The following is a 20,424-nucleotide window of genomic DNA, read 5'->3' as shown; positions in this document are numbered from 1 at the left end:
AACGAAGGTTTATGTCAAGTGCAATTATTAATGGTAAAGAGATTGGTCAAGAAATTCGTAATGCTGTAGCAGAGCGTGTAATTCGTTTAAAAGAACAAGGGTTAACACCTGGTTTAGCGGTTGTGTTAGTTGGGGACAACCAAGCTTCAGCTACATATGTGAGAAATAAACAAAAATCTTGTGAAGCAATTGGTATGTATTCGGAACTGATTAAATTACCTGAAGAAACGACGCAAGAGGAATTATTAACACAAATTCAACTATTAAATCAACGTGAAGATATTCACGGTATTTTAGTACAATTACCACTTCCAAAACATATTGATGAGGATAAAGTCATTGCGACAATTGCTGTCGAGAAGGATGTTGATGGCTTCTCACCTGTCAGTGTTGGGAAAATGATGCTTGGCCAAGAAACATTTTTACCTTGTACTCCTTTTGGCGTAATGAAGCTTCTTGAGTATTCAGGAATTGAGATTGCAGGAAAACATGCTGTAATCGTAGGACGCAGTCATATTGTAGGTAAGCCAATGGGGCAACTACTATTGCAAAAAGATGCTACGGTAACGTATACTCATTCCAAAACGCCAGATTTACCTTCATTTACAAAACAAGCGGATATATTAATTGCTGCTGTTGGACGTGCAAACTTTATTACAAAAGAGCATGTGAAAGAAGGGGCTGTTGTAATTGATGTTGGCATTAATCGTGATGACAACAATAAATTATGCGGCGACGTAAACTTTGCTGAAGTAGATGGTATAGCGTCTCATATCACACCTGTACCAGGGGGTGTTGGACCGATGACCATCACAATGTTACTATTCAACACTGTGCAAGCAGCTGAAAATAAGCTTGCTAATTAATAGCCTTTTTATGAAGTCATCTCAATATCATGTTGAGATGACTTTTTTTATGGATTGATTCCAGAACTTTTATGCTAATTTTGACGTCTAATGTAACGTTTGGGACATACATACTTAGTAGGAGGTTTTTATGGAAAATATCGATATTGTGTTAATTGTGAAGCATATCATTATTGGTCTTGTCCAAGGGTTTACAGAACCAATTCCGGTATCGTCAAGTGGACATGTGATGATTGCCAGCGAAATACTAGGGCTTGGTGAACAAGGGTTTACGTTCGCCATTCTAACCAATACAGCATCGTTACTTGCTATTGTTTATATTTATCGTGAGGATATAGTACGATTGATTTCCCATTTTTTCTTGTACTTGAAAACACGTGAGAAGCGCTACAATGCTGATTTTCGTTTTGCCTTGTATATCATTATAGGTTCTATTCCAGCGGGCGTTTTAGGAGTATTATTAAGTGATGTTATTGCAGACAATGTGAGTATGACGACAATTGCGCTCATGTTGTTTGTTACGGGTGCGGCTTTATGGTTGATTCGTAATATGCGTGGGAAGAAAAAAGATGCCGATTTAAGTGCGAAGGATGCCATTATTGTCGGGTTAGGGCAAGCAGTCGCTCTCACACCAGGTATTAGCCGATCAGGTGCGACGATTATTTCAGCTATTGCAGTAGGTATGAGACAGGATACAGCTTTACGTTTCTCCTTTATGCTTTATATTCCAGTAAGCTTAGGTGGGGTCGTATTAGGAATAACTGATTTTTTAGATGAGCCTAATAAAGGTGCGTTAGCGCTTCCTTATGCAGCCACTTTTCTAGCTACACTTATTATGACGTACTTTGCCATGCGTTGGTTTATGGGCATAATGAAAAGTGGTAAACTTAGCTATTTTACGTACTACTGTTTTATTGTAGGAACATTATTATTATTATTTTATTAAAATGTAAAGTCTCATAACAACTGTTGTTATGGGACCTTGTTTTGTTATTCATTGAATAGTCAATTTCTATTAGTTAGAACGTGTTGGAATATGTTATAGTTATTTTTTGATAGAAAAAAGACAGGCATTTTTTCTAGCGAAACTGCATTTAAACGCGTCAACACCAGTAAAAAATGTTATGATAGGTGTAGTTTTTGTAAAAAACTTGATCTTAGTAAAGGAGCCGAAAACATGTCCTCTGCTTCTTATTTAACTGTAAAAGCATTAACAAAATATATTAAACGAAAATTCGATGCGGACCCTCACCTACGCGAAGTGTATGTGAAAGGTGAGCTATCAAATGTAAAAATTCATCAATCTGGCCATATTTACTTTACATTAAAGGATGATGGGGCAAGAATTGCTGCCACGATGTTTAAAACGGCTGCCACGAAATTAGCATTTGAACCAAAAGAAGGTATGCAAGTATTTATCCGTGGTGATGTAAACGTTTACGAAGGCTACGGGACTTATCAGCTATATGTCCAAGAAATGCAACCGGATGGTATAGGTAGTCTATTTGTTGCCTTTAATCAATTAAAAGAGCAATTACAAAAAGAAGGGCTTTTTAAATTAGAATGGAAACAATCGATTCCAAAGTTTCCTGAAAAAATAGGTGTGCTAACATCAACGACAGGAGCAGCGATTCGAGATATTTGTACGACTTTAAAGAGACGTTACCCTCTAGCTGAAATTCTGATTTACCCTACACTTGTACAAGGAGCACAGGCGGCACCAAATATTGTACAAAACATTCAACGTGCCAATCAAGAGGCAACTTGTCAAGTGTTGATTGTTGGACGCGGGGGAGGCTCGATCGAGGATTTATGGGCATTCAATGAAGAAATAGTGGCGAGAGCTATTTTTGACAGTAGAATTCCTATTATTAGCGCAGTTGGTCATGAAACAGATACGACAATTGCCGATTATGTTTCTGATTTACGTGCACCTACACCAACAGCCGCCGCTGAGATGGCAGTCCCAGATCAAGCGGAGCTATTCCAACGGGTACTTTCCCAAAAATCTCAAATTCATCAAATGGTTAGGTCGCAACTTATGGCTGAACGACAGCGTCTTAATAAGCTCCAACAGTCTTATCCACTGTCAATGCCAGAAAGACTATATCGACCGTTTACTGAAAGATTGGCACAGCTCGAGTCAGGATTGCAAACAGCCATGCAAGTAGATTTGATGAAGAAAAGTGCTCAGCTTCAGCAATTACATAGTACGGTGGCACAACATTCACCAAAAAAAGCACTTGCCTTCCATCAACGGGAGCTAGAAGCGCGCATGCAACAATTAACACGTGCTACAACGTATTATGTAGCGAAGCAGCAACAACAATTTGAGGCAACTATTCGAACATTAGAAGCATTAAATCCATTATCCATTTTAACAAGAGGATTTACAGTCGCTTATAAAGATCAACAGATGATTAAATCATCCACTGACGTGCAGAAGCAGGATCATCTGACATTGACTTTCCATGATGGGAAGGTTGTGGCTGAAGTGAAGGATATTTTGCCAAAGAATGAGGGGGAATCGTTGTGACAGAAAAACAACAAACTTTCGCAGAAGCTATGACGGCATTGGAAGAAATAGTTCGCCAGCTAGAACAAGGCGATGTACCATTGGAAAATGCGATTGATTTATACAAGCAAGGAATGGAGCTATCAAAGTTTTGCCATAGTAAACTGCAGCATGCTGAAGAGCAGCTAGTATCTATTGTCCAAGAGACAGGTGAAACAACAGCATTTGATCCACTAAAGGGAGAGAATTAGGAAATGAATGAGCCATTAAAGTACTTTATCGAAAGCAACATACCACAAATCGAAGAAACGATGTTTGCACTTGTTTCAAAAATTGATGCTCCAGTAGATTTAAAGGACTCCATGCTATATTCATTAAAGGCAGGCGGTAAACGCATTCGACCACTTTTTGTATTAGCTGTCCTGGAGCTTTATCAAAAAAAATTACAGGATGGTTTAATTGTAGGATCTGTCATTGAAATCATTCATACGTATTCGTTAATCCATGATGACTTACCAAGCATGGATAATGATGATTTTAGAAGAGGCAAGCCAACAAACCACAAAGTTTATGGAGAAGCACTTGCAACACTGGCGGGAGATGCATTAAACACATTGGCGTTTGGTATTTTAGCCCGTATGGAAGTAACGGCTGAAAAGCGGATCGAGCTTGTTCAATTGTTAAGCGTTGCCGCAGGTGCTGAGGGCATGGTTGGTGGTCAAGTACTGGATATGGAAGGTGAGCAGCGTCAGCTTGATTTAACTGAACTGGAGCAAGTCCATGTTAATAAAACCGGTGCTTTATTAAGATTTAGTATTGAAGCGGGAGCCGTATTAGCAGACGCATCTAAACAAGACCGTGCTACATTGAAGGAATATGCCCATCACATCGGCCTAGCTTTCCAAATCCAAGACGATATTTTAGATATCGAAGGAACAACAGAGGAACTAGGAAAAACGGCTGGGAAAGATGTAGCTAGTGATAAGAGTACTTACCCAGCACTTTTAACGCTAAATGGAGCGAAAGAAAAGCTTGCTGAGCATTATCAACATGCTATTAATGCACTCGATCAATTACCAATAGATGCTAGCTTATTACGAGACTTTGCGGCATATATTGTTCATCGTAAAAACTGAGAGAAAATCAAGGCATTGAAGGAAAAGAATATGCTAGAATAGGTGGGAACGTTTACAAATTGTAAACAATGAAGTGCTCGTACTTTTAGCATATTGATAACACTGCTATAATAGTGAAAACAAATGCGGTGAATATTTTATTGAAAAGGTGTGTGAGAAAGGTGGATTTAAATAAAATAACTAGTCCATCCTTTTTAAAAAACTTAAATAAGAAGGAGCTTGAGCAGGTAGCGCAAGAAATTCGTACCTTCTTAATCGAAAAATGTTCTGTCACAGGTGGACATATCGGCCCGAATTTAGGAGTAGTCGAGCTTACGATCATGTTGCATAAAATGTTTGACAGTCCAAAAGATAAGTTTTTGTGGGATGTTGGCCACCAAGCTTACGTGCATAAAATTTTAACAGGTCGTGCGAGTCAATTTGACACACTACGTCAGTTCAAAGGGCTTTGTGGATTTCCAAAGCGCGTGGAGAGTGAACATGATGAATGGGAAACAGGTCATAGCTCGACTTCCTTATCAGCAGCCATGGGTATGGCAGCAGCACGTGATATTAAAAAAGAACATAACTATGTAATTCCTATTATTGGGGATGGCGCTTTAACTGGCGGTATGGCGCTTGAAGCGTTAAATCATATCGGTCATGCGAAAACGAATATGATTGTTATCCTAAATGATAATGAAATGTCCATTGCTCCAAACGTTGGTGCGCTTCACAGTGTTTTAGGTCGTTTGCGTACTGCCAAGGAGTATTCAAAAGCCAAAGAAGAGCTAGAATCACTTATTAATAAAATTCCGGTATTAGGTGGGAAGCTTGCTTCTACCGCGGAACGACTTAAGGACAGCTTAAAATATTTAGTGGTGTCAGGTGTCTTTTTTGAGGAATTAGGCTTTAAATATCTTGGTCCTATTGATGGTCATGATTTTGAAGCATTGGAAATGACATTATCCCATGCAAAAAAAGTGAAGGGGCCAGTCCTTGTTCACGTAATTACGAAAAAAGGAAAGGGCTATAAACCTGCTGAAGACGATACGATCGGTAATTGGCATGGAACAGGTCCTTATAAAATTGAAAATGGTGCCTTTGTGAAGTCAGAGACTAAAGGACCAGCATGGAGTAGTTTAATTGCAGAAACTGTTCGTAAAATTGCTCATGAAGATGAGCGAGTCGTGACGATCACACCTGCTATGCCTGTCGGGTCAAAATTACAGGGTATTCAACAAGACTTTCCAAATCGTTTCTTCGATGTGGGGATTGCCGAGCAACATGCAGCAACAATGGCAGCGGGTTTAGCTACACAAAATATGAAGCCGTTTTTAGCGATTTATTCAACATTCCTACAACGTGCTTATGACCAAGTGTTGCATGATATTGCGCGTCCTAATTTAAATGTCTTTATCGGTATTGATCGTGCTGGTTTAGTTGGGGCAGATGGTGAAACGCATCAGGGCGTATTTGATATCGCTTTCCTACGTCATATTCCAAATATGACGATTATGATGCCTAAGGATGAAAATGAAGGGCAACATATGGTTAAAACAGCTATTGAGTACGATGGTGGTCCAATTGCACTACGTTACCCACGTGGTAATGGGATTGGCGTTCCACTAGATGATGAGCTTGTCGCATTACCAATTGGTAGCTGGGAAGTTTTACGAGAAGGAAAAGATGGTTCCATTTTGACATTTGGCACAACGATTCCGATGGCCATGCAAGCAGCAGATATGTTAGCGCAGCAAGGGATTGATATCGAGGTGGTCAATGCACGCTTTATCAAACCAATGGATGAGGATATGCTACACCGAATTTTATCCAATCATAAACCGATATTAACCATCGAAGAAGCTGTCCTAAAAGGCGGATTTGGTAGCGGAGTATTAGAATTTGCTCACGACCATGGCTATCTCAATGCAATTGTTGATCGAATGGGTATTCCAGATCAATATATCGAACATGGTAACGTTGATCAACTGCTCGAAGAAATTCATATGACAGCAGAGGATGCAGCAGCACGTATGCAAGTATTACTTCAACAAAAACAGCAAGTAGGTTTAAATAAATAATGACAAAACAACCAAAAGAACGAGTGGATATTTTACTTGTAGAGCGTGGATTATGTGAAACAAGAGAAAAAGCAAAACGTTCCATTATGGCGGGACTTGTTTTTTCAAATGAAATACGAATCGATAAAGCAGGAGAAAAAATTGCTATCGATGCGCCTCTACAAGTAAAAGGTTCCGATTTAAAATATGTTAGTCGTGGTGGTCTGAAGCTAGAAAAGGCCCTACAAATTTTTGATATGTCTGTAGAAGGGAAGCTAATGCTTGACATTGGCTCCTCTACAGGTGGGTTTACAGATTGTGCATTGCAACATGGCGCAAGACATGGCTATGCACTGGATGTGGGATCCAATCAATTAGCGTGGAAAATTCGGTCAGATGAACGTGTTACCGTCATGGAAAAAACTAATTTCCGTTATACTACGGCAGCAGATTTATCTGAAGGTTTACCTGATTTTGCTACAATAGATGTTAGTTTTATTTCTTTATCATTAATTTTACCGGTGTTAAAAACAGTATTGCTACCAGGTGGCGATGTGATGGCATTGGTGAAACCGCAGTTTGAGGCGGGAAAAGATAAAGTTGGAAAAAAAGGTATCGTTCGTGATAAAAAAGTCCATCTCGAAGTATTAGAAAAAACAGCGGCAATGGCCACAGAAATTGGATTTGTTGTAAAGGATGCTTCTTATTCCCCGATAACAGGTGGGGAAGGAAATATTGAATTTTTATTCCATTTAGTGAATCCTATTGGAGAAGAAGACATTCCTGCATATACAGCTTTTAATGCACTCGTTGAAGAAGCGCATAATTCTTTAAAATAACACGTGCTCGCTTATAGAGCCGTGTTTTTTCTTGTGCTTTTTTGTTGAAAATGGTAGTGTGATTATACACATATTTAATTATTTATTAGAGGTGGCTACGATGAATAAAGGACAAAGACATATACGAATTCGGGATATTATTGCGAATCATGAAATTGAAACACAAGATGATTTAGTCGATTTCCTAAAAGATGCAGGCTATAATGTGACACAAGCTACGGTATCAAGAGATATTAAAGAACTACATTTGGTGAAAGTACCATTACAGGACGGTCGCTATAAGTATAGCTTACCCGCTGATCAACGATTTAACCCAGTGCAAAAATTACATCGCGCATTAGCGGATGCCTTTATAAGCATTGATGGAGCATCGCATTTTTTAGTGATGAAAGCTCTTCCAGGTAATGCGAATGCGATTGCATCCTTACTAGACCATTTAGATTGGCCAGAAATTTTAGGTACAATTTCTGGAGACGATACCATTTTAATTATTTGTCGAAATGAAAATGAGCGGGAAAATACTAAAAATCGCTTACTAGACATGCTTTAAAAAATGGGGAAATGGATTCAGAGGTGACAATTTGTGTTAAGAGAGCTTAGTATTCGAAACTTTGCTATCATTGAGGATTTGACTGTGAGTTTTTCAGAAGGTTTGACTGTACTAACGGGGGAAACTGGTGCTGGTAAATCTATTATCATTGATGCTGTTCATTTACTTGCTGGTGGACGGGGAAATACTGAATTTATTCGTCATGGGGCAAGAAAGGCTGAATTAGGTGGCTTATTTCAAATTTCGAATTCCACGCATCCTGTGCTGAAAAAATTAGAAGAAGCAGGCATTGAGATTGAAGAAGAGACAGTTATTTTACGTCGTGATTTAAATGATTCTGGGAAAAGTATTTGCCGTGTAAATGGTAAACTTGTGCCATTATCAGTACTGAGAGAAATTGGTGGGAGTCTCATTGATATTCATGGCCAACATGAAAACCAAGAGCTGATGGATGAAAAACAGCATATCAATTTACTCGACCAGTTTGCAGAAGAGCAGCTGCTACCTATTCAAAAAACATACAGCGAACAATATGAAGAATATCGATTGCTGAAAAAGGACTTAGCCTCGATTTCCATCGATGAACAATTAATGGCACAACGCATTGATTTGTATCAATTCCAAATAAAAGAGCTAGAAGAAGCCAATTTAAGGCTAGGTGAGGAAGATGAACTTCTTGATGAACGCCGTCGTCTCATGAATTATAATAAAATTTTTGAACGTTCTAGTGCTGCCTATGAGGCCATTCAGGGAGAATCAAAAGGTCTTGATTGGATTGGGAATGCAATGGGTGCTTTGGATGATGCAGCAACAGTTGACGAGCAATTTAAAGAAGCTTCTGAGGCAGTGACATCGGCTTTTTATGCGCTACAAGATGCGGCTTATCAGGTCAAAAATGTATTAGATGAATTGGAGTTTGATCCAGCGCGTTTAAATGAGGTAGAACAACGATTAGCACTATTCCAAAATTTAAAACGCAAATATGGTTCGACTGTGGAGGACATTTTAGCGTATTTTGAAAAAATAAAAATAGAGTTAAATGAACTGCTAAATCGCGATGAAATTTTGCAGGTGAAAGAACGAAGAGTGCTTGAAATGGAATCGGTTCTTAATGAGCTTGCTACAGAACTTTCAATTGTGCGTAAAGCTGCTGCCCAACAGTTAAGTGAAGCCATTATGGCAGAGTTACGGGAATTACATATGGAAAAAGCTAAATTTATTGTCAATTTTGAAGAATTACCATATTTCGATGCAAATGGAAAAGATCAAATTATTTTTTATATTTCTACCAATGTTGGAGAACCGCCAAAGTCCTTACCGAAAATTGCCTCGGGAGGAGAATTATCACGAATGATGCTGGCGCTGAAAACTATTTTCTCTTCTTCTAATGGTATCACATCCATCATTTTTGATGAAGTGGACACAGGAGTTAGTGGAAGAGTGGCACAAGCCATTGCAGAAAAAATTGCTGCGGTATCCATTAATTCTCAAGTGCTATGTATTTCACATTTACCTCAAGTAGCTGCGATGGCTGATCATCATTACTTCATTAAGAAAGAAGTCGAGCATGATCGAACATTTACGTCTTTATCAGAAATTGATCAAAAGGCACGAATTGAAGAAGTCAGCCGTATGATGTCTGGAACAGAAATTACGGCTTTAACACTACAGCATGCAACGGAGTTATTAACAATGGCAGAAGAGCGTAAAAAACAAATGCGTTAACCATATACCAGAAACAGTTAAACCTGTTTCTGGTTTTTTTCTTTTTGCACAAATATTTACCGCTTATAAGAACGCCACAACAACACATAGTAAAAAGACAAAAATGAAAAGGAGGTGTCGTATGAATCGTCGTTGGCGTCAATTAGTCATTTTGCCTATGCTCATCTTTTTGTTAGTGATGCCTATACAAGCTTTAGCCGCCAAAAAGCTTATACCGATGGGTGAAGCCATTGGAATCCAACTTCAATTATCACATGTGTTCGTAGCGCATGATGTACTGTTAGCTTCCAATCAGTGGATGAAAGGTGGCGCAGTGATTGAAAAAATTAATGATATACCTGTAAAATCGCTGGCAGACGCCAAACAAGCTATGGCTAAAGAAGGCCAACAGAAATGGACGATCAATAATGACGGAAAACAAGTTACACTCGAATTACAAAATCAAGAAGCAGAGCATATCATATCCTTCTTAAAAGATGAAACAGATGGAGTAGGAACACTGACTTATATTGATCCAGAGACAAAAAACTATGGTGCACTAGGTCATCAAATTGTTGATTCAACCCTACAAGAGGCCCCTGTATTTAGAGCTGGCTCCATTTTTTTAGCTTCAATTCAACAAATCCGTAAAAGTACGCCTGGCCAACCAGGTTACAAAATTTCCTCCATTGAAAAACATCAGGAACGACTGGGTAGTATAGATAAAAATACTGTTTATGGAATTTTTGGCCGTTGGGAAGAAGGCTATCCACAAAGATTACCCAAAGCGATTGAAATTATGCATGAAAAAGATATAAAAACGGGGAAAGCGGAAATATATACAGCCATTGAAGGCCGAAAAGTCGAAACTTTTTCCATTGAAATAACAAAAGTTGAAAATGAACGACTTGAATTTATAGTTTCTGACGAAAAGCTCATTGAAAAAACGGGTGGAATTTTGCAAGGAATGAGTGGCAGTCCTATCATTCAAGACGGTCGATTTGTCGGTGCTGTAACACATATGTTTGTGGAGGAGCCGAAAAAGGGAGCAGCTCTAACAGTAGCTGAAATGTTAAGAAAGTCTTCTTAAAAAGTGGGATGGCATTTGGTAAAAATCCGCATTTTCCGCAGGCAGAACAGGTGCCCGCTGGAAACTTGCGGGTTTTTATCTTTATGTTAAAAACACTTTGAATTCAACAAGTATTTCTAATAATAACCGAAAGGAGTCATGATATTTAAAAAAACTGTAGTTTTATCTTATTTTTTTATCTAAAATAGGTAATAAGAGTGTTTCGACAGTTTGCCAATATTTAGCACAACTTGTCGATATTAAAAGAAAGTATCGGACTACATACTCATTTTTGGAAATGAAAAAGGTTTTTAAACAAAAATGTCGAAAATTCCACAGTGTGCCAAAAACGGCATTTAGGGGTTAGGTTAACGCTTTGGAGTGTTCAAAGCAAGTCCAGAAGGAGGAATTGAAATGACAAAGGTAAAAGTAGCGATTGCAGATGATAATCGTGAGTTATTAAAAACAATGGAGCAATATTTCCAGGGGCATGCCGAAATAGAAATTATTGCTACGGCTTCAAACGGAAAAGTTTGTCTACAAATGCTTGAGGAATTTACACCTGATGTTTTACTTCTAGATATAATCATGCCTCATCTTGACGGTTTAGCTGTTTTAGAATCGATGTATCAAAATGAGAAAATGTCATCAGTCCAAGTAATTATGTTAACTGCTTTTGGCCAAGAAGATGTCATGAAGCAGGCTGTAGATTTAGGGGCATCTTATTTCATGCTAAAGCCATTTGAATTTGATCAATTAGTGCAGAAGATTTTACATTGTGCTGGACAGAAGGCGACACTTCCTAAAAAGACAAGCGTTTTACAACCTACCGTCCCTCAAAAATTAAATCAGCATCAATTAGACAGCACGATTACAGCTATCATTAAAGAAATTGGTGTACCTGCACATATTAAAGGGTATTCCTATTTGCGTGAAGCCATTCAAATGGTATTTGAGGATATTGAATTATTAGGATCTGTGACAAAGATTTTATATCCAGAAATCGCGAAAAAATTCAATACGACACCATCACGCGTTGAACGCGCAATTCGTCATGCTATCGAAGTTGCATGGAATCGTGGTAATTATGAATCCATTTCGTCGATGTTTGGCTACACGGTGCATCACTTGAAATCCAAGCCGACAAATAGTGAATTCATTGCTATGATTGCAGACAAAATCCGCATCGACATGATGGCTAGCTAAACTTAAAATTTTTAGCAATAAACGATAGAAAAACTGATATAGCAATTATACCTCGAGTTTTTATAACGCCATTTTTAGACAGTGTGACCACTGTTTAGAAAGGCGTATTTTTTTGATGGGTATCTATTATCTTATGAGCGATGATACTGATGAAAACGAGTACTGCATGGTAATAAAATTAGAAGCAGGTGATCAAAATGAAAAGTGTCAACTTTCAATTAGATGGAATGGACTCATTAGAAATTACACAACTAGAGGAACATTTATTTGAAGTCCGACTCGTATTAGACGGTAAAATAAGTATGCAATATATGAGTAAGGAGGAATTGGGACAGCTTGGTGCGACCTTTCAAATTGGAAATATAAAGAGCTATCTTGAATAAAGAGCCTTAATATCCGATAATTTTATAGTTCTAAAGAACCTTTATTATTTAATTTTTATGACGATCCTATCCTATAATATATAGAGTAGGAATACTGTTTGTTCAAATTATCCTAATAGAATAACCTTCTATTTAAGGGTAATTTTATTAAGAAACTTAAATGATAAACATTTTTTTAGTATTATACGCCTATTTATATTTATTGTAAATAAAAAATAGTTGGATGTTTTAATGATTAAGTAGTACTATTTTCTTTCTCGTTAGTGACAATGGTCTCTAAACAAATGTAAGTGGATTGTATATACTTACATATAGAGGGAAGGAGGAGGTAGCTTGATTCTAGTTCGAAATGAAAACTTCGAAATTTCTGAAGAGAATGGCAAGGTATTTATGCTTACTTTTAGTGCCGGATTTCCATTAAAAGAATTTGATAGCATACTACGTAGTCATCCGCGACTTAAATTATCTAATTTTTCAATTTTAAAAAATGTGCTGTCAACTCAAAACACAAGTCCAGTAGAAATTGGACGCTGGCTTCCAAATATAGAAGCTGAAATTGCCCGTGATAAAATGTCAGCCTCTATTTTTATCTATGAAACAAACGAATATATGGCAAATCATAAAGAAAAGCTAACACAGCAAGTACAAGAAACACTTGCGGAAAATGAAATAGTGCATGGAATATTAGATTTTGATATTTCGAAGGCTGAACCAGGAAAAGCATTTTTAATTGCACAGGGGCAACCACCTATAGCAGGCACGGATGCACAAATTACATACTTACCTAAACCGGAGCGAAAACCGGTTATTCGTGATGATGGAAAAGCGGATTACTTTGATATGAATTTTATCTCAGAAATTTCAGAAGGCTCATGGCTAGGTGAAAAGATTCCTGCTACATTAGGTAAACCAGGGAAAAATGTGCTAGGTGAGGTAGTGGCTGCCGCACCAGGACGAGATTTTCCTATTCGATATGATACAAAATCAGCATATGAAGTGGAAGAGGACGGGAAAATTGTGATCCGCTCGAAAATTGCTGGTGTTCTAGATGATGTGAAAGGTATGATTGGTGTAAACAGACACCTACCTATTAACGGTGATGTGGGTGTTGAAACAGGAAATCTAGAATTTAATGGTTCTCTTAGTATTAAAGGAACAGTAACAAATGGCTATACGGTTATTGCAACTGGCGATATTTCTATTGATGGTGCTGAAGGTGTAAGCGGTGCCAAACTAATTAAATCCATTGAAGGCGATGTTTATATTCGCGGTGGCATTTTTGGTCTAGGCTCAACAGTTGTGGAAGCGGGTGGCAATATTTTTGTCAAACATGTTAACGAAGCAAATTTATTTGCGGCGGATAGTATCCATATAGGCTTCTATGCATTAGGTTCACAACTTTCCGCTCATTCTATTTTCGTGGACGAACGAAAAGGTAAAATTATTGGAGGACGTGCCGTAGCTAAAAATACGATTGTCACTGCCATATCAGGTAACCGATTGGAACGTCGAACGGATTTGATTATTGAAAGTGTCAATAAACAAGAGAATAATTCGATGATGCAGGAAAAAGCTGTTCAGCTTAAAGAGTTACAATCAGAAATTGCAGCCCATGAGTCCAAAATGAAAAGCTTATTACCATTCCTCAATCAAATGTCTAAAGAACAAACCGCGTCTTTTGAAGAGACCAAGCAGGCTTTAACAAAATTAAAGGCAGAAGCTGTTACATTAGATCGTGAAATTAAACTGATAATGGACGAAATGCGTCATATTGGAAAAGAAGAGATTATTGTCACAAAGGAAGCGCATCCGGGAACATATATTCAAATTGGTAAAAAATCATCTTTATTAAGCAAAATGACCAATGGGAAATTTCTGCTAGAGTTTGGTGAGTTAAATGTCTAATTCGTCCTATATTCCAGTGTTTGCACATCGAGGGGCTTCGGCCTATGCGCTTGAAAATACCTTTAAAGCTTTCGAAAAGGCATTGGAGTTGGGGGCTGATGGCATTGAGTTAGACATTCAATTTTCAAAAGAGGGATGTCCAATTGTGTACCATGATCCACAATTGTCAAGATTAGTAGGTATCAATAAACTGGTGAGTGATTGTACGATGGAAGAGTTATTGCGTTTTAAACTCGGAAAGCCTTGGAGGCGTCTTTTTTCATCGGCTAAAATGCCAGCATTTGATGCAGTTTTAGCATGGGCTAAAACAAATAAGCTCCCTTTAAATATTGAATTAAAATCAACCATTCTAGACAATCAAAATGGGCTAAAAGATTTTCTTCAAGGGCTCTCATTACCAACAGGAAGCCACTTCTCATCATTCCATTATGAATTACTGGAAATGGTGAAAAAACATAGGCCCGAATTTGAAACTGCTCTTATAGCCACGAAAAAATTAAAATGGGATTTGTTAGCTGATTACAAAGCGGCTGATACTGTTCATATGCATAAACGGTACTACAAGCCAAGATATTTAGAGGCATGCGTTACAAGCGGCAAAGCCTGTCGTTTTTATGCCATTGATGGTAATGAACCGTTCTTAACGAATCCGCACCATGCTGTGTTAGGTTGGATTACGGATTATCCTGATAAAGTCATCACTACACAGCAGCGAGTATAAAAATAGCTATCCAGTAAGTCCATGTGACTTATTTGGATAGCTATTTTTATTTTTTTTGGAAGCGAGGTGCTACTTTTCCATTTTTGCGGTCACGATGTAGTAAAAACCCTGCGAAAAAGCCGAAGCCTATCACAAAGAAAATAACACCCACTACAAATTGTAGCCATAAAAATGGGAAAGGCGAAAGAAGCTTTCCAAATAATGTATCACGCATAAATTTAATGCCGCCTGCAGCCATAAGACCAGGAATAAGCATTACAATAAATGCAGCTAAACGGGCCATGTATACCCCTCCTTATTCCTATGATTAATTGTACCTGTGGATGGGGGAATGTCAAGAAAGGGGAGGAATCAATATAATATTTATTCCTCAAAGCTAGGCAGGGCATAAAGTGGTTTTTGTTACTGAATGTTTAGAAAATTCTTACTTAAATAAGAATGTGTAATAATAGTTGCGAAATTGTGAATTTGTCAGTATTGTAAAAATAAGTGGAGCAATATTATCCATTACTAAACAATTTTTTTCTTCCTGTATAAGGGTCTAAACACCTACTGTAAAATGGGGCTCAGTTTTTTGCTGAGAAGAGGACAATAAGGGAAAGAATTGTTAGATAAAACTTGATTGGGACGGGCATTTGGGGATGCGCTTTCCAAAGCAAAGGGGCGAGTTTCATGGAAATCTTCAAGTATATGGAAAAGTATGATTATGAACAATTGGTATTTTGCCAAGATGAAGCATCAGGGTTAAAAGCGGTTATCGCTATCCATGACACAACACTTGGACCAGCATTAGGCGGTGCACGTATGTGGACATATGCTTCAGAGGAAAATGCAGTGGAAGACGCATTGCGTTTAGCACGAGGCATGACTTACAAAAATGCGGCAGCTGGTTTAAACCTTGGCGGTGGAAAAACGGTCATTATCGGTGACCCATTTAAAGATAAAAATGAAGAAATGTTCCGTGCATTAGGTCGTTTCATCCAAGGCTTAAATGGCCGTTATATTACTGCAGAAGACGTAGGTACAACGGTAACAGATATGGATTTAATCCATGAGGAAACAGATTATGTAACAGGAATTTCACCTGCATTCGGTTCATCAGGGAACCCATCTCCAGTAACGGCGTATGGTGTTTATCGCGGTATGAAAGCGGCTGCAAAAGAAGCATTCGGTTCAGAATCATTAGAGGGATTAAAAATTTCTGTACAAGGTCTAGGAAATGTAGCTTACAAGCTTTGTGAGTATTTACATAATGAAGGGGCAAAACTTGTTGTAACAGATATCAATCAGGCAGCAATTGATCGAGTTGTAAATGACTTTGACGCAATTGCAGTAGCTCCAGATGAAATCTACGCGCAAGAAGTTGATATTTTCTCACCTTGTGCTTTAGGTGCAATATTAAATGATGAAACAATTCCACAACTAAAAGCAAAAGTAATTGCTGGATCTGCTAATAACCAGTTAAAAGATTCACGTCATGGTGATTACCTACATGAATTAGGGATTGTCTATGCACCAGACTATGTGATTAATGCTGGTGGCGTTATTAACGTTGCGGATGAATTATATGGCTATAATCGTGAACGTGCTCTGAAACGCGTTGACGGTATTTATGATAGTATTGAAAAGATCTTTGCTATTTCAAAACGAGATGGCATTCCAACATATGTGGCAGCGAATCGTTTAGCTGAAGAACGCATTGCGCGTGTTGCGAAATCTCGCAGCCAATTCTTAAAAAATGAAAAAAATATTTTACACGGTCGCTAATATACAAGGTTTGAAAATTTGGAGAAGTCGCATTGTCGACTTCTTCTAATTTTACCAACAAATAAGAGCATCGTTGTAGTAAAGCTAAAGTTCTTCTTAAGCAAGGATAGACCGTAAGCTAATTGATAGGGTGCTTGTTTAATAGATAGAATACTTTAGCACTTTTCTCAAAAGGGGGAATAAACATGGCTCAAAATTATGATGTTGTCATTTTAGGTGGAGGTACAGGCGGTTACGTTGCGGCCATCCGAGCTGCACAACTAGGCTTGAAAACAGCTATTGTAGAGCGGGAGCGTTTAGGCGGAACATGCTTGCATAAAGGTTGTATTCCAAGTAAAGCCTTACTTCGAAGTGCAGAAGTATATCGAATGGCTAATAAAACAGCTAGTGAATATGGTGTCGATATTGAAGGTGTAACACTGCAATTTGACAAAGTTCAAGCTAGGAAACAAGCAATCGTTGAGCAATTAAGCCAAGGTGTGAATACACTGATGAAAAAAGGTAAAATAGATGTTTATCATGGTACAGGACGAATTTTAGGTCCCTCTATTTTCTCACCAATGCCAGGAACGATCTCGGTAGAAATGTCTAATGGGGAAGAAAATGAAATGCTTGTACCGACGAATGTTGTCATTGCAACTGGCTCAAAGCCGCGAGGTATGGCTGGATTAACAGTTGATGGTCAATATGTGATGAATTCAGATCATGCGTTGGAGCTTGATCATTTACCGAAATCATTGTTAATCGTTGGCGGTGGTGTCATTGGTATTGAGTGGGCATCTATGCTTTGCGATTTTGGCGTAAATGTAACAGTGGTAGAATACGGACCAACTATCTTACCTGCAGAAGATGCAGATATCGTAAAAGAAGTAACAAAGCAGCTTGAAAAGCGTGGAGTTCGCATTGTGACAAATGCCCGTTTAGAGGCAGATACATTCAAAATAGAAAATGATAACGTTTTCATTTCTGCCAAAGTGAATGATCAGGAAGAAATCTTTGACGCTGATAAACTTTTACTTTGTGTAGGACGTGAAGCCAACACGCAAGATATTGGTTTGGAAAATACAGAAATCGAAGTGGAAAATGGCTTCATTAAAGTGAATGATTCTTATCAAACGAAGGAATCACATATGTATGCCATTGGAGATGTGATTGGTGGCTTACAGTTAGCACATGTTGCTTCTCATGAAGGACTGTCAGCGATCGAGCATATTGCGACAGGTAAAACCGAGCATTTAAATGATCTGAACGTACCAAAATGCGTTTATTCATATCCGGAAGTTGCTAGCATCGGTTTAACAGAGGTTGCTGCCAAAGAGCGAGGCTTTTCATTAAAGATTGGTAAATTCCCGTTCAAGGCAATTGGTAAGGCATTGGTAAATGGAGAAGCAGAAGGTTTTGTAAAAATTATTGCTGATGAAGAAACAGATGATATTTTGGGTATTCATATGGTAGGGCCGCACGTGACAGATTTAATTGGAGAAGCATCTTTAGCTAAATTATTGGATGCAACGCCATGGGAAATTAGTCAGGCAATCCATCCACATCCTTCATTAAATGAGGTATTAGTGGAATCAGCTTTAGCAGTTGATGGTCGTGCTATCCATTTTTAAATTTTTCTGAATTTCATAACTAACGTATCCAAATGTGGGGATATAGGATAAGATAGTTATTTCTCTATAATACGAAAGGGGTGTTCGTATGCAAGATGTTCAAATCAAACATGAAGATTTAGGTTTGTCAAATGAAGATGTACTTGCTATGTTCGAAACAATGTTAATGGCCAGAAGATTAGATGAGCGTATGTGGTTATTAAACCGTTCTGGTAAAATTCCGTTTGTTATTTCTTGTCAAGGTCAGGAGGCAGCACAAGTTGGGGCAGCCTTTGCACTAAATAAAGATAAAGATTATATTGCACCATATTATCGTGATATGGGTGTTGTTTTACACTTTGGTATGACACCAAGAGAGCTGATGTTATCTGCATTTGCAAAAGCGGAAGATCCAAACTCTGGTGGACGTCAAATGCCAGGGCATTTTGGTCAAAAGAAAAATCGTATTTTAACAGGATCTTCGCCTGTAACAACGCAGGTGCCGCACGCAGTTGGCGTAGCACTTGCAGGACGTCTACAAAAAGAGGATTTTGTTTCTTTCGTGACACTTGGTGAAGGTTCTTCTAACCAAGGAGATTTCCATGAAGGGGCAAACTTCGCAGGTGTTCATAAATTGCCAGTTATTATCATGGTAGAAAACAATCAATATGCGATCTCTGTACCCGTTGAACGCCAGTTAGGCTGCGCGAAGGTTTCTGATCGTGGAATTGGCTACGGTATGCCAGGTGTCACGGTTGATGGGAAATGCCCATTACAAGTTTACAAAGTGGTAAAAGAAGCAGCGGACCGTGCACGTAATGGAGAAGGCCCAAGCTTAATCGAAACAGTCACATATCGTTTAACAGCCCACTCTTCGGATGATGATGATCGTCAATATCGTACGGCTGAAGATATAGCAGAAGGTAAGGCAAAAGATCCGATTGTGTTATTCGAAAAGTATTTAACAGATGCTGGCGTCATGACTGAAAAAGTACGTACTGAAATTGAAGAACGTGTGATGGCAGAAGTGAATGAAGCGACTGATTATGCAGAAGCGGCTCCATATGCACAACCAGAGGATGCCATGAAATATGTTTATGCACCAGTGGACGGAGGTGACATGTAATGGCAGTTATGTCTTATATTGATGCGATTACATTAGCAATGAAAGAAGAAATGGAACGTGATGAGCGAGTTTTCATTTTAGGAGAAGATGTTGGCCGTAAGGGCGGTGTATTCAAAGCGACTAATGGTCTGTACGATCAATTCGGTGAGTACCGTGTACTAGATACGCCACTTGCAGAAAGTGCTATTGCAGGAGTTGGTATTGGGGCAGCGATGTATGGTATGCGTCCGATCGCAGAAATGCAATTTGCTGATTTCATTATGCCAGCTGTCAACCAAATCGTCTCTGAGGCAGCTAAAATCCGTTACCGTTCTAATAATGATTGGACTTGTCCAATGGTAATCCGTGCACCTTTTGGTGGAGGAATTCATGGGGCACTTTATCATTCTCAATCCGTTGAAGCCCTTTTTGCGGGTACACCTGGTTTAAAAATAGTTATACCATCAACTCCGTATGATGCTAAAGGATTGCTGAAAGCAGCTATTCGTGATGAAGATCCAGTATTGTTCTTTGAACATAAACGTGCTTATCGATTAATTAAGGGTGAGGTACCGCTAGACGATTACACGTTACCAATCGGCAAGGCTGATGTGAAGCGTGAAGGGGATGATGTGACGGTCATTACCTATGGTTTAGCTGTACACTTTGCGCTACAAGCGGCAGAGCGTCTAGCTGCAGATGGTATTTCTGCGCATATACTTGACCTACGCACAGTTTATCCACTTGATAAGGAAGCAATAATTGAGGCAGCAAGTAAGACAGGAAAAGTATTACTTGTTACGGAGGATAATAAAGAAGGTAGTATCATGAGTGAAGTTGCCGCAATTATAGCGGAGCATTGTTTATTTGAGCTTGATGCACCAATTCAACGTCTAGCAGGACCTGATGTGCCAGCAATGCCATATGCACCAACTATGGAGAAATACTTTATGATTAATCCTGATAAAGTTGAACGTGCGATGCGAGAGCTTGCGGCATTTTAACATACCAAGCAAGGCTGATT

At 38.6% G+C, this 20,424-nt stretch carries 19 protein-coding genes; 18 read left to right on the top strand and 1 reads right to left on the bottom strand.

The window, feature by feature from the left end; all coding sequences use genetic code 11:
- The first annotated feature begins 11 nt into the window (after window positions 1-11).
- The 14 genes from folD to MKY80_RS14390 all read left to right on the top strand — a co-directional run bounded on the left by folD (window position 12) and on the right by MKY80_RS14390 (window position 14,936).
- A complete protein-coding gene (folD, locus tag MKY80_RS14455) occupies window positions 12-866 on the top strand; it encodes a bifunctional methylenetetrahydrofolate dehydrogenase/methenyltetrahydrofolate cyclohydrolase FolD (RefSeq protein WP_089986073.1) in 855 nt (284 codons plus the stop codon).
- Between the two features lie 130 nt (window positions 867-996).
- The gene (locus tag MKY80_RS14450) at window positions 997-1,812 is read left to right on the top strand and encodes an undecaprenyl-diphosphate phosphatase (protein ID WP_008179894.1); all 816 of its coding nucleotides are present in this window, start codon (window positions 997-999) and stop codon (window positions 1,810-1,812) included.
- A gap of 231 nt (window positions 1,813-2,043) precedes the next feature.
- Window positions 2,044-3,402 (top strand): exodeoxyribonuclease VII large subunit, encoded by a 1,359-nt coding sequence (xseA, locus tag MKY80_RS14445; RefSeq protein WP_089986072.1) that lies wholly within the window; start codon window positions 2,044-2,046, stop codon window positions 3,400-3,402.
- Window positions 3,399-3,632 carry an exodeoxyribonuclease VII small subunit gene (gene xseB, locus MKY80_RS14440; protein WP_008179899.1) on the top strand — a complete coding sequence of 78 codons (234 nt, stop codon included), beginning with the start codon at window positions 3,399-3,401 and terminating at the stop codon, window positions 3,630-3,632. Before xseA ends, xseB begins: the two co-directional genes overlap by 4 nt.
- A gap of 3 nt (window positions 3,633-3,635) precedes the next feature.
- Window positions 3,636-4,517 (top strand): polyprenyl synthetase family protein, encoded by an 882-nt coding sequence (locus MKY80_RS14435; RefSeq protein WP_089986071.1) that lies wholly within the window; start codon window positions 3,636-3,638, stop codon window positions 4,515-4,517.
- Window positions 4,518-4,678: 161 nt separating this feature from the next.
- Complete coding sequence (gene dxs / locus MKY80_RS14430) at window positions 4,679-6,580, top strand: 1-deoxy-D-xylulose-5-phosphate synthase (RefSeq protein ID WP_043990667.1); 1,902 nt, start codon at window positions 4,679-4,681, stop codon at window positions 6,578-6,580.
- Window positions 6,580-7,398, top strand: a complete 819-nt coding sequence (locus MKY80_RS14425; protein WP_008179905.1) for a TlyA family RNA methyltransferase — start codon at window positions 6,580-6,582, stop codon at window positions 7,396-7,398. Before dxs ends, MKY80_RS14425 begins: the two co-directional genes overlap by 1 nt.
- A 100-nt stretch (window positions 7,399-7,498) precedes the next feature.
- Entirely contained in the window at window positions 7,499-7,948 is a 450-nt protein-coding gene (gene argR, locus MKY80_RS14420) for a transcriptional regulator ArgR (RefSeq protein WP_008179906.1), read from the top strand.
- A gap of 33 nt (window positions 7,949-7,981) precedes the next feature.
- A complete protein-coding gene (recN, locus tag MKY80_RS14415; RefSeq protein WP_008179907.1) occupies window positions 7,982-9,673 on the top strand; it encodes a DNA repair protein RecN in 1,692 nt (563 codons plus the stop codon).
- Window positions 9,674-9,794: 121 nt separating this feature from the next.
- Window positions 9,795-10,742 carry a SpoIVB peptidase S55 domain-containing protein gene (locus MKY80_RS14410; protein ID WP_008179909.1) on the top strand — a complete coding sequence of 316 codons (948 nt, stop codon included), beginning with the start codon at window positions 9,795-9,797 and terminating at the stop codon, window positions 10,740-10,742.
- A 393-nt stretch (window positions 10,743-11,135) separates the two neighbouring features.
- Window positions 11,136-11,927 carry a sporulation transcription factor Spo0A gene (gene spo0A, locus MKY80_RS14405; protein WP_008179911.1) on the top strand — a complete coding sequence of 264 codons (792 nt, stop codon included), beginning with the start codon at window positions 11,136-11,138 and terminating at the stop codon, window positions 11,925-11,927.
- 197 nt (window positions 11,928-12,124) lie between these two features.
- Entirely contained in the window at window positions 12,125-12,310 is a 186-nt protein-coding gene (locus MKY80_RS14400; RefSeq protein WP_008179914.1) for a hypothetical protein, read from the top strand.
- A gap of 333 nt (window positions 12,311-12,643) precedes the next feature.
- Entirely contained in the window at window positions 12,644-14,215 is a 1,572-nt protein-coding gene (locus MKY80_RS14395) for a FapA family protein (RefSeq protein WP_008179917.1), read from the top strand.
- A gap of 16 nt (window positions 14,216-14,231) precedes the next feature.
- Window positions 14,232-14,936, top strand: coding sequence for a glycerophosphodiester phosphodiesterase (locus MKY80_RS14390; protein WP_342529915.1), 705 nt, complete (start codon window positions 14,232-14,234; stop codon window positions 14,934-14,936).
- A gap of 46 nt (window positions 14,937-14,982) precedes the next feature.
- On the opposite strand, the gene MKY80_RS14385 is transcribed toward MKY80_RS14390, so the two are convergent.
- On the bottom strand, window positions 14,983-15,219 hold the full coding sequence (locus tag MKY80_RS14385) for a DUF2627 family protein (RefSeq protein WP_008179922.1): 237 nt from the start codon (window positions 15,217-15,219) through the stop codon (window positions 14,983-14,985).
- A 389-nt stretch (window positions 15,220-15,608) separates the two neighbouring features.
- Between MKY80_RS14385 and MKY80_RS14380 the strand changes: the two genes are divergently transcribed.
- From MKY80_RS14380 to MKY80_RS14365, 4 genes are all read left to right on the top strand, one after another.
- Window positions 15,609-16,703: a Glu/Leu/Phe/Val dehydrogenase gene (locus MKY80_RS14380; protein ID WP_089986068.1), complete on the top strand. Its 1,095-nt coding sequence runs from the start codon at window positions 15,609-15,611 to the stop codon at window positions 16,701-16,703.
- A 185-nt stretch (window positions 16,704-16,888) separates the two neighbouring features.
- The gene (lpdA, locus tag MKY80_RS14375; protein WP_096365323.1) at window positions 16,889-18,316 is read left to right on the top strand and encodes a dihydrolipoyl dehydrogenase; all 1,428 of its coding nucleotides are present in this window, start codon (window positions 16,889-16,891) and stop codon (window positions 18,314-18,316) included.
- 88 nt (window positions 18,317-18,404) lie between these two features.
- Window positions 18,405-19,421 (top strand): thiamine pyrophosphate-dependent dehydrogenase E1 component subunit alpha, encoded by a 1,017-nt coding sequence (locus tag MKY80_RS14370; protein ID WP_008179928.1) that lies wholly within the window; start codon window positions 18,405-18,407, stop codon window positions 19,419-19,421.
- A complete protein-coding gene (locus MKY80_RS14365; RefSeq protein WP_008179931.1) occupies window positions 19,421-20,404 on the top strand; it encodes an alpha-ketoacid dehydrogenase subunit beta in 984 nt (327 codons plus the stop codon). The genes MKY80_RS14370 and MKY80_RS14365 overlap by 1 nt, the downstream gene beginning before the upstream one ends.
- The last annotated feature ends 20 nt before the right edge of the window (window positions 20,405-20,424 follow it).

It is taken from the genome of Lysinibacillus sp. FSL R5-0849, from assembly GCF_038595075.1.
Classification (GTDB): Bacteria; Bacillota; Bacilli; order Bacillales_A; family Planococcaceae; genus Lysinibacillus; species Lysinibacillus fusiformis.
This window is presented reverse-complemented; position numbering and strand designations above follow the sequence as displayed.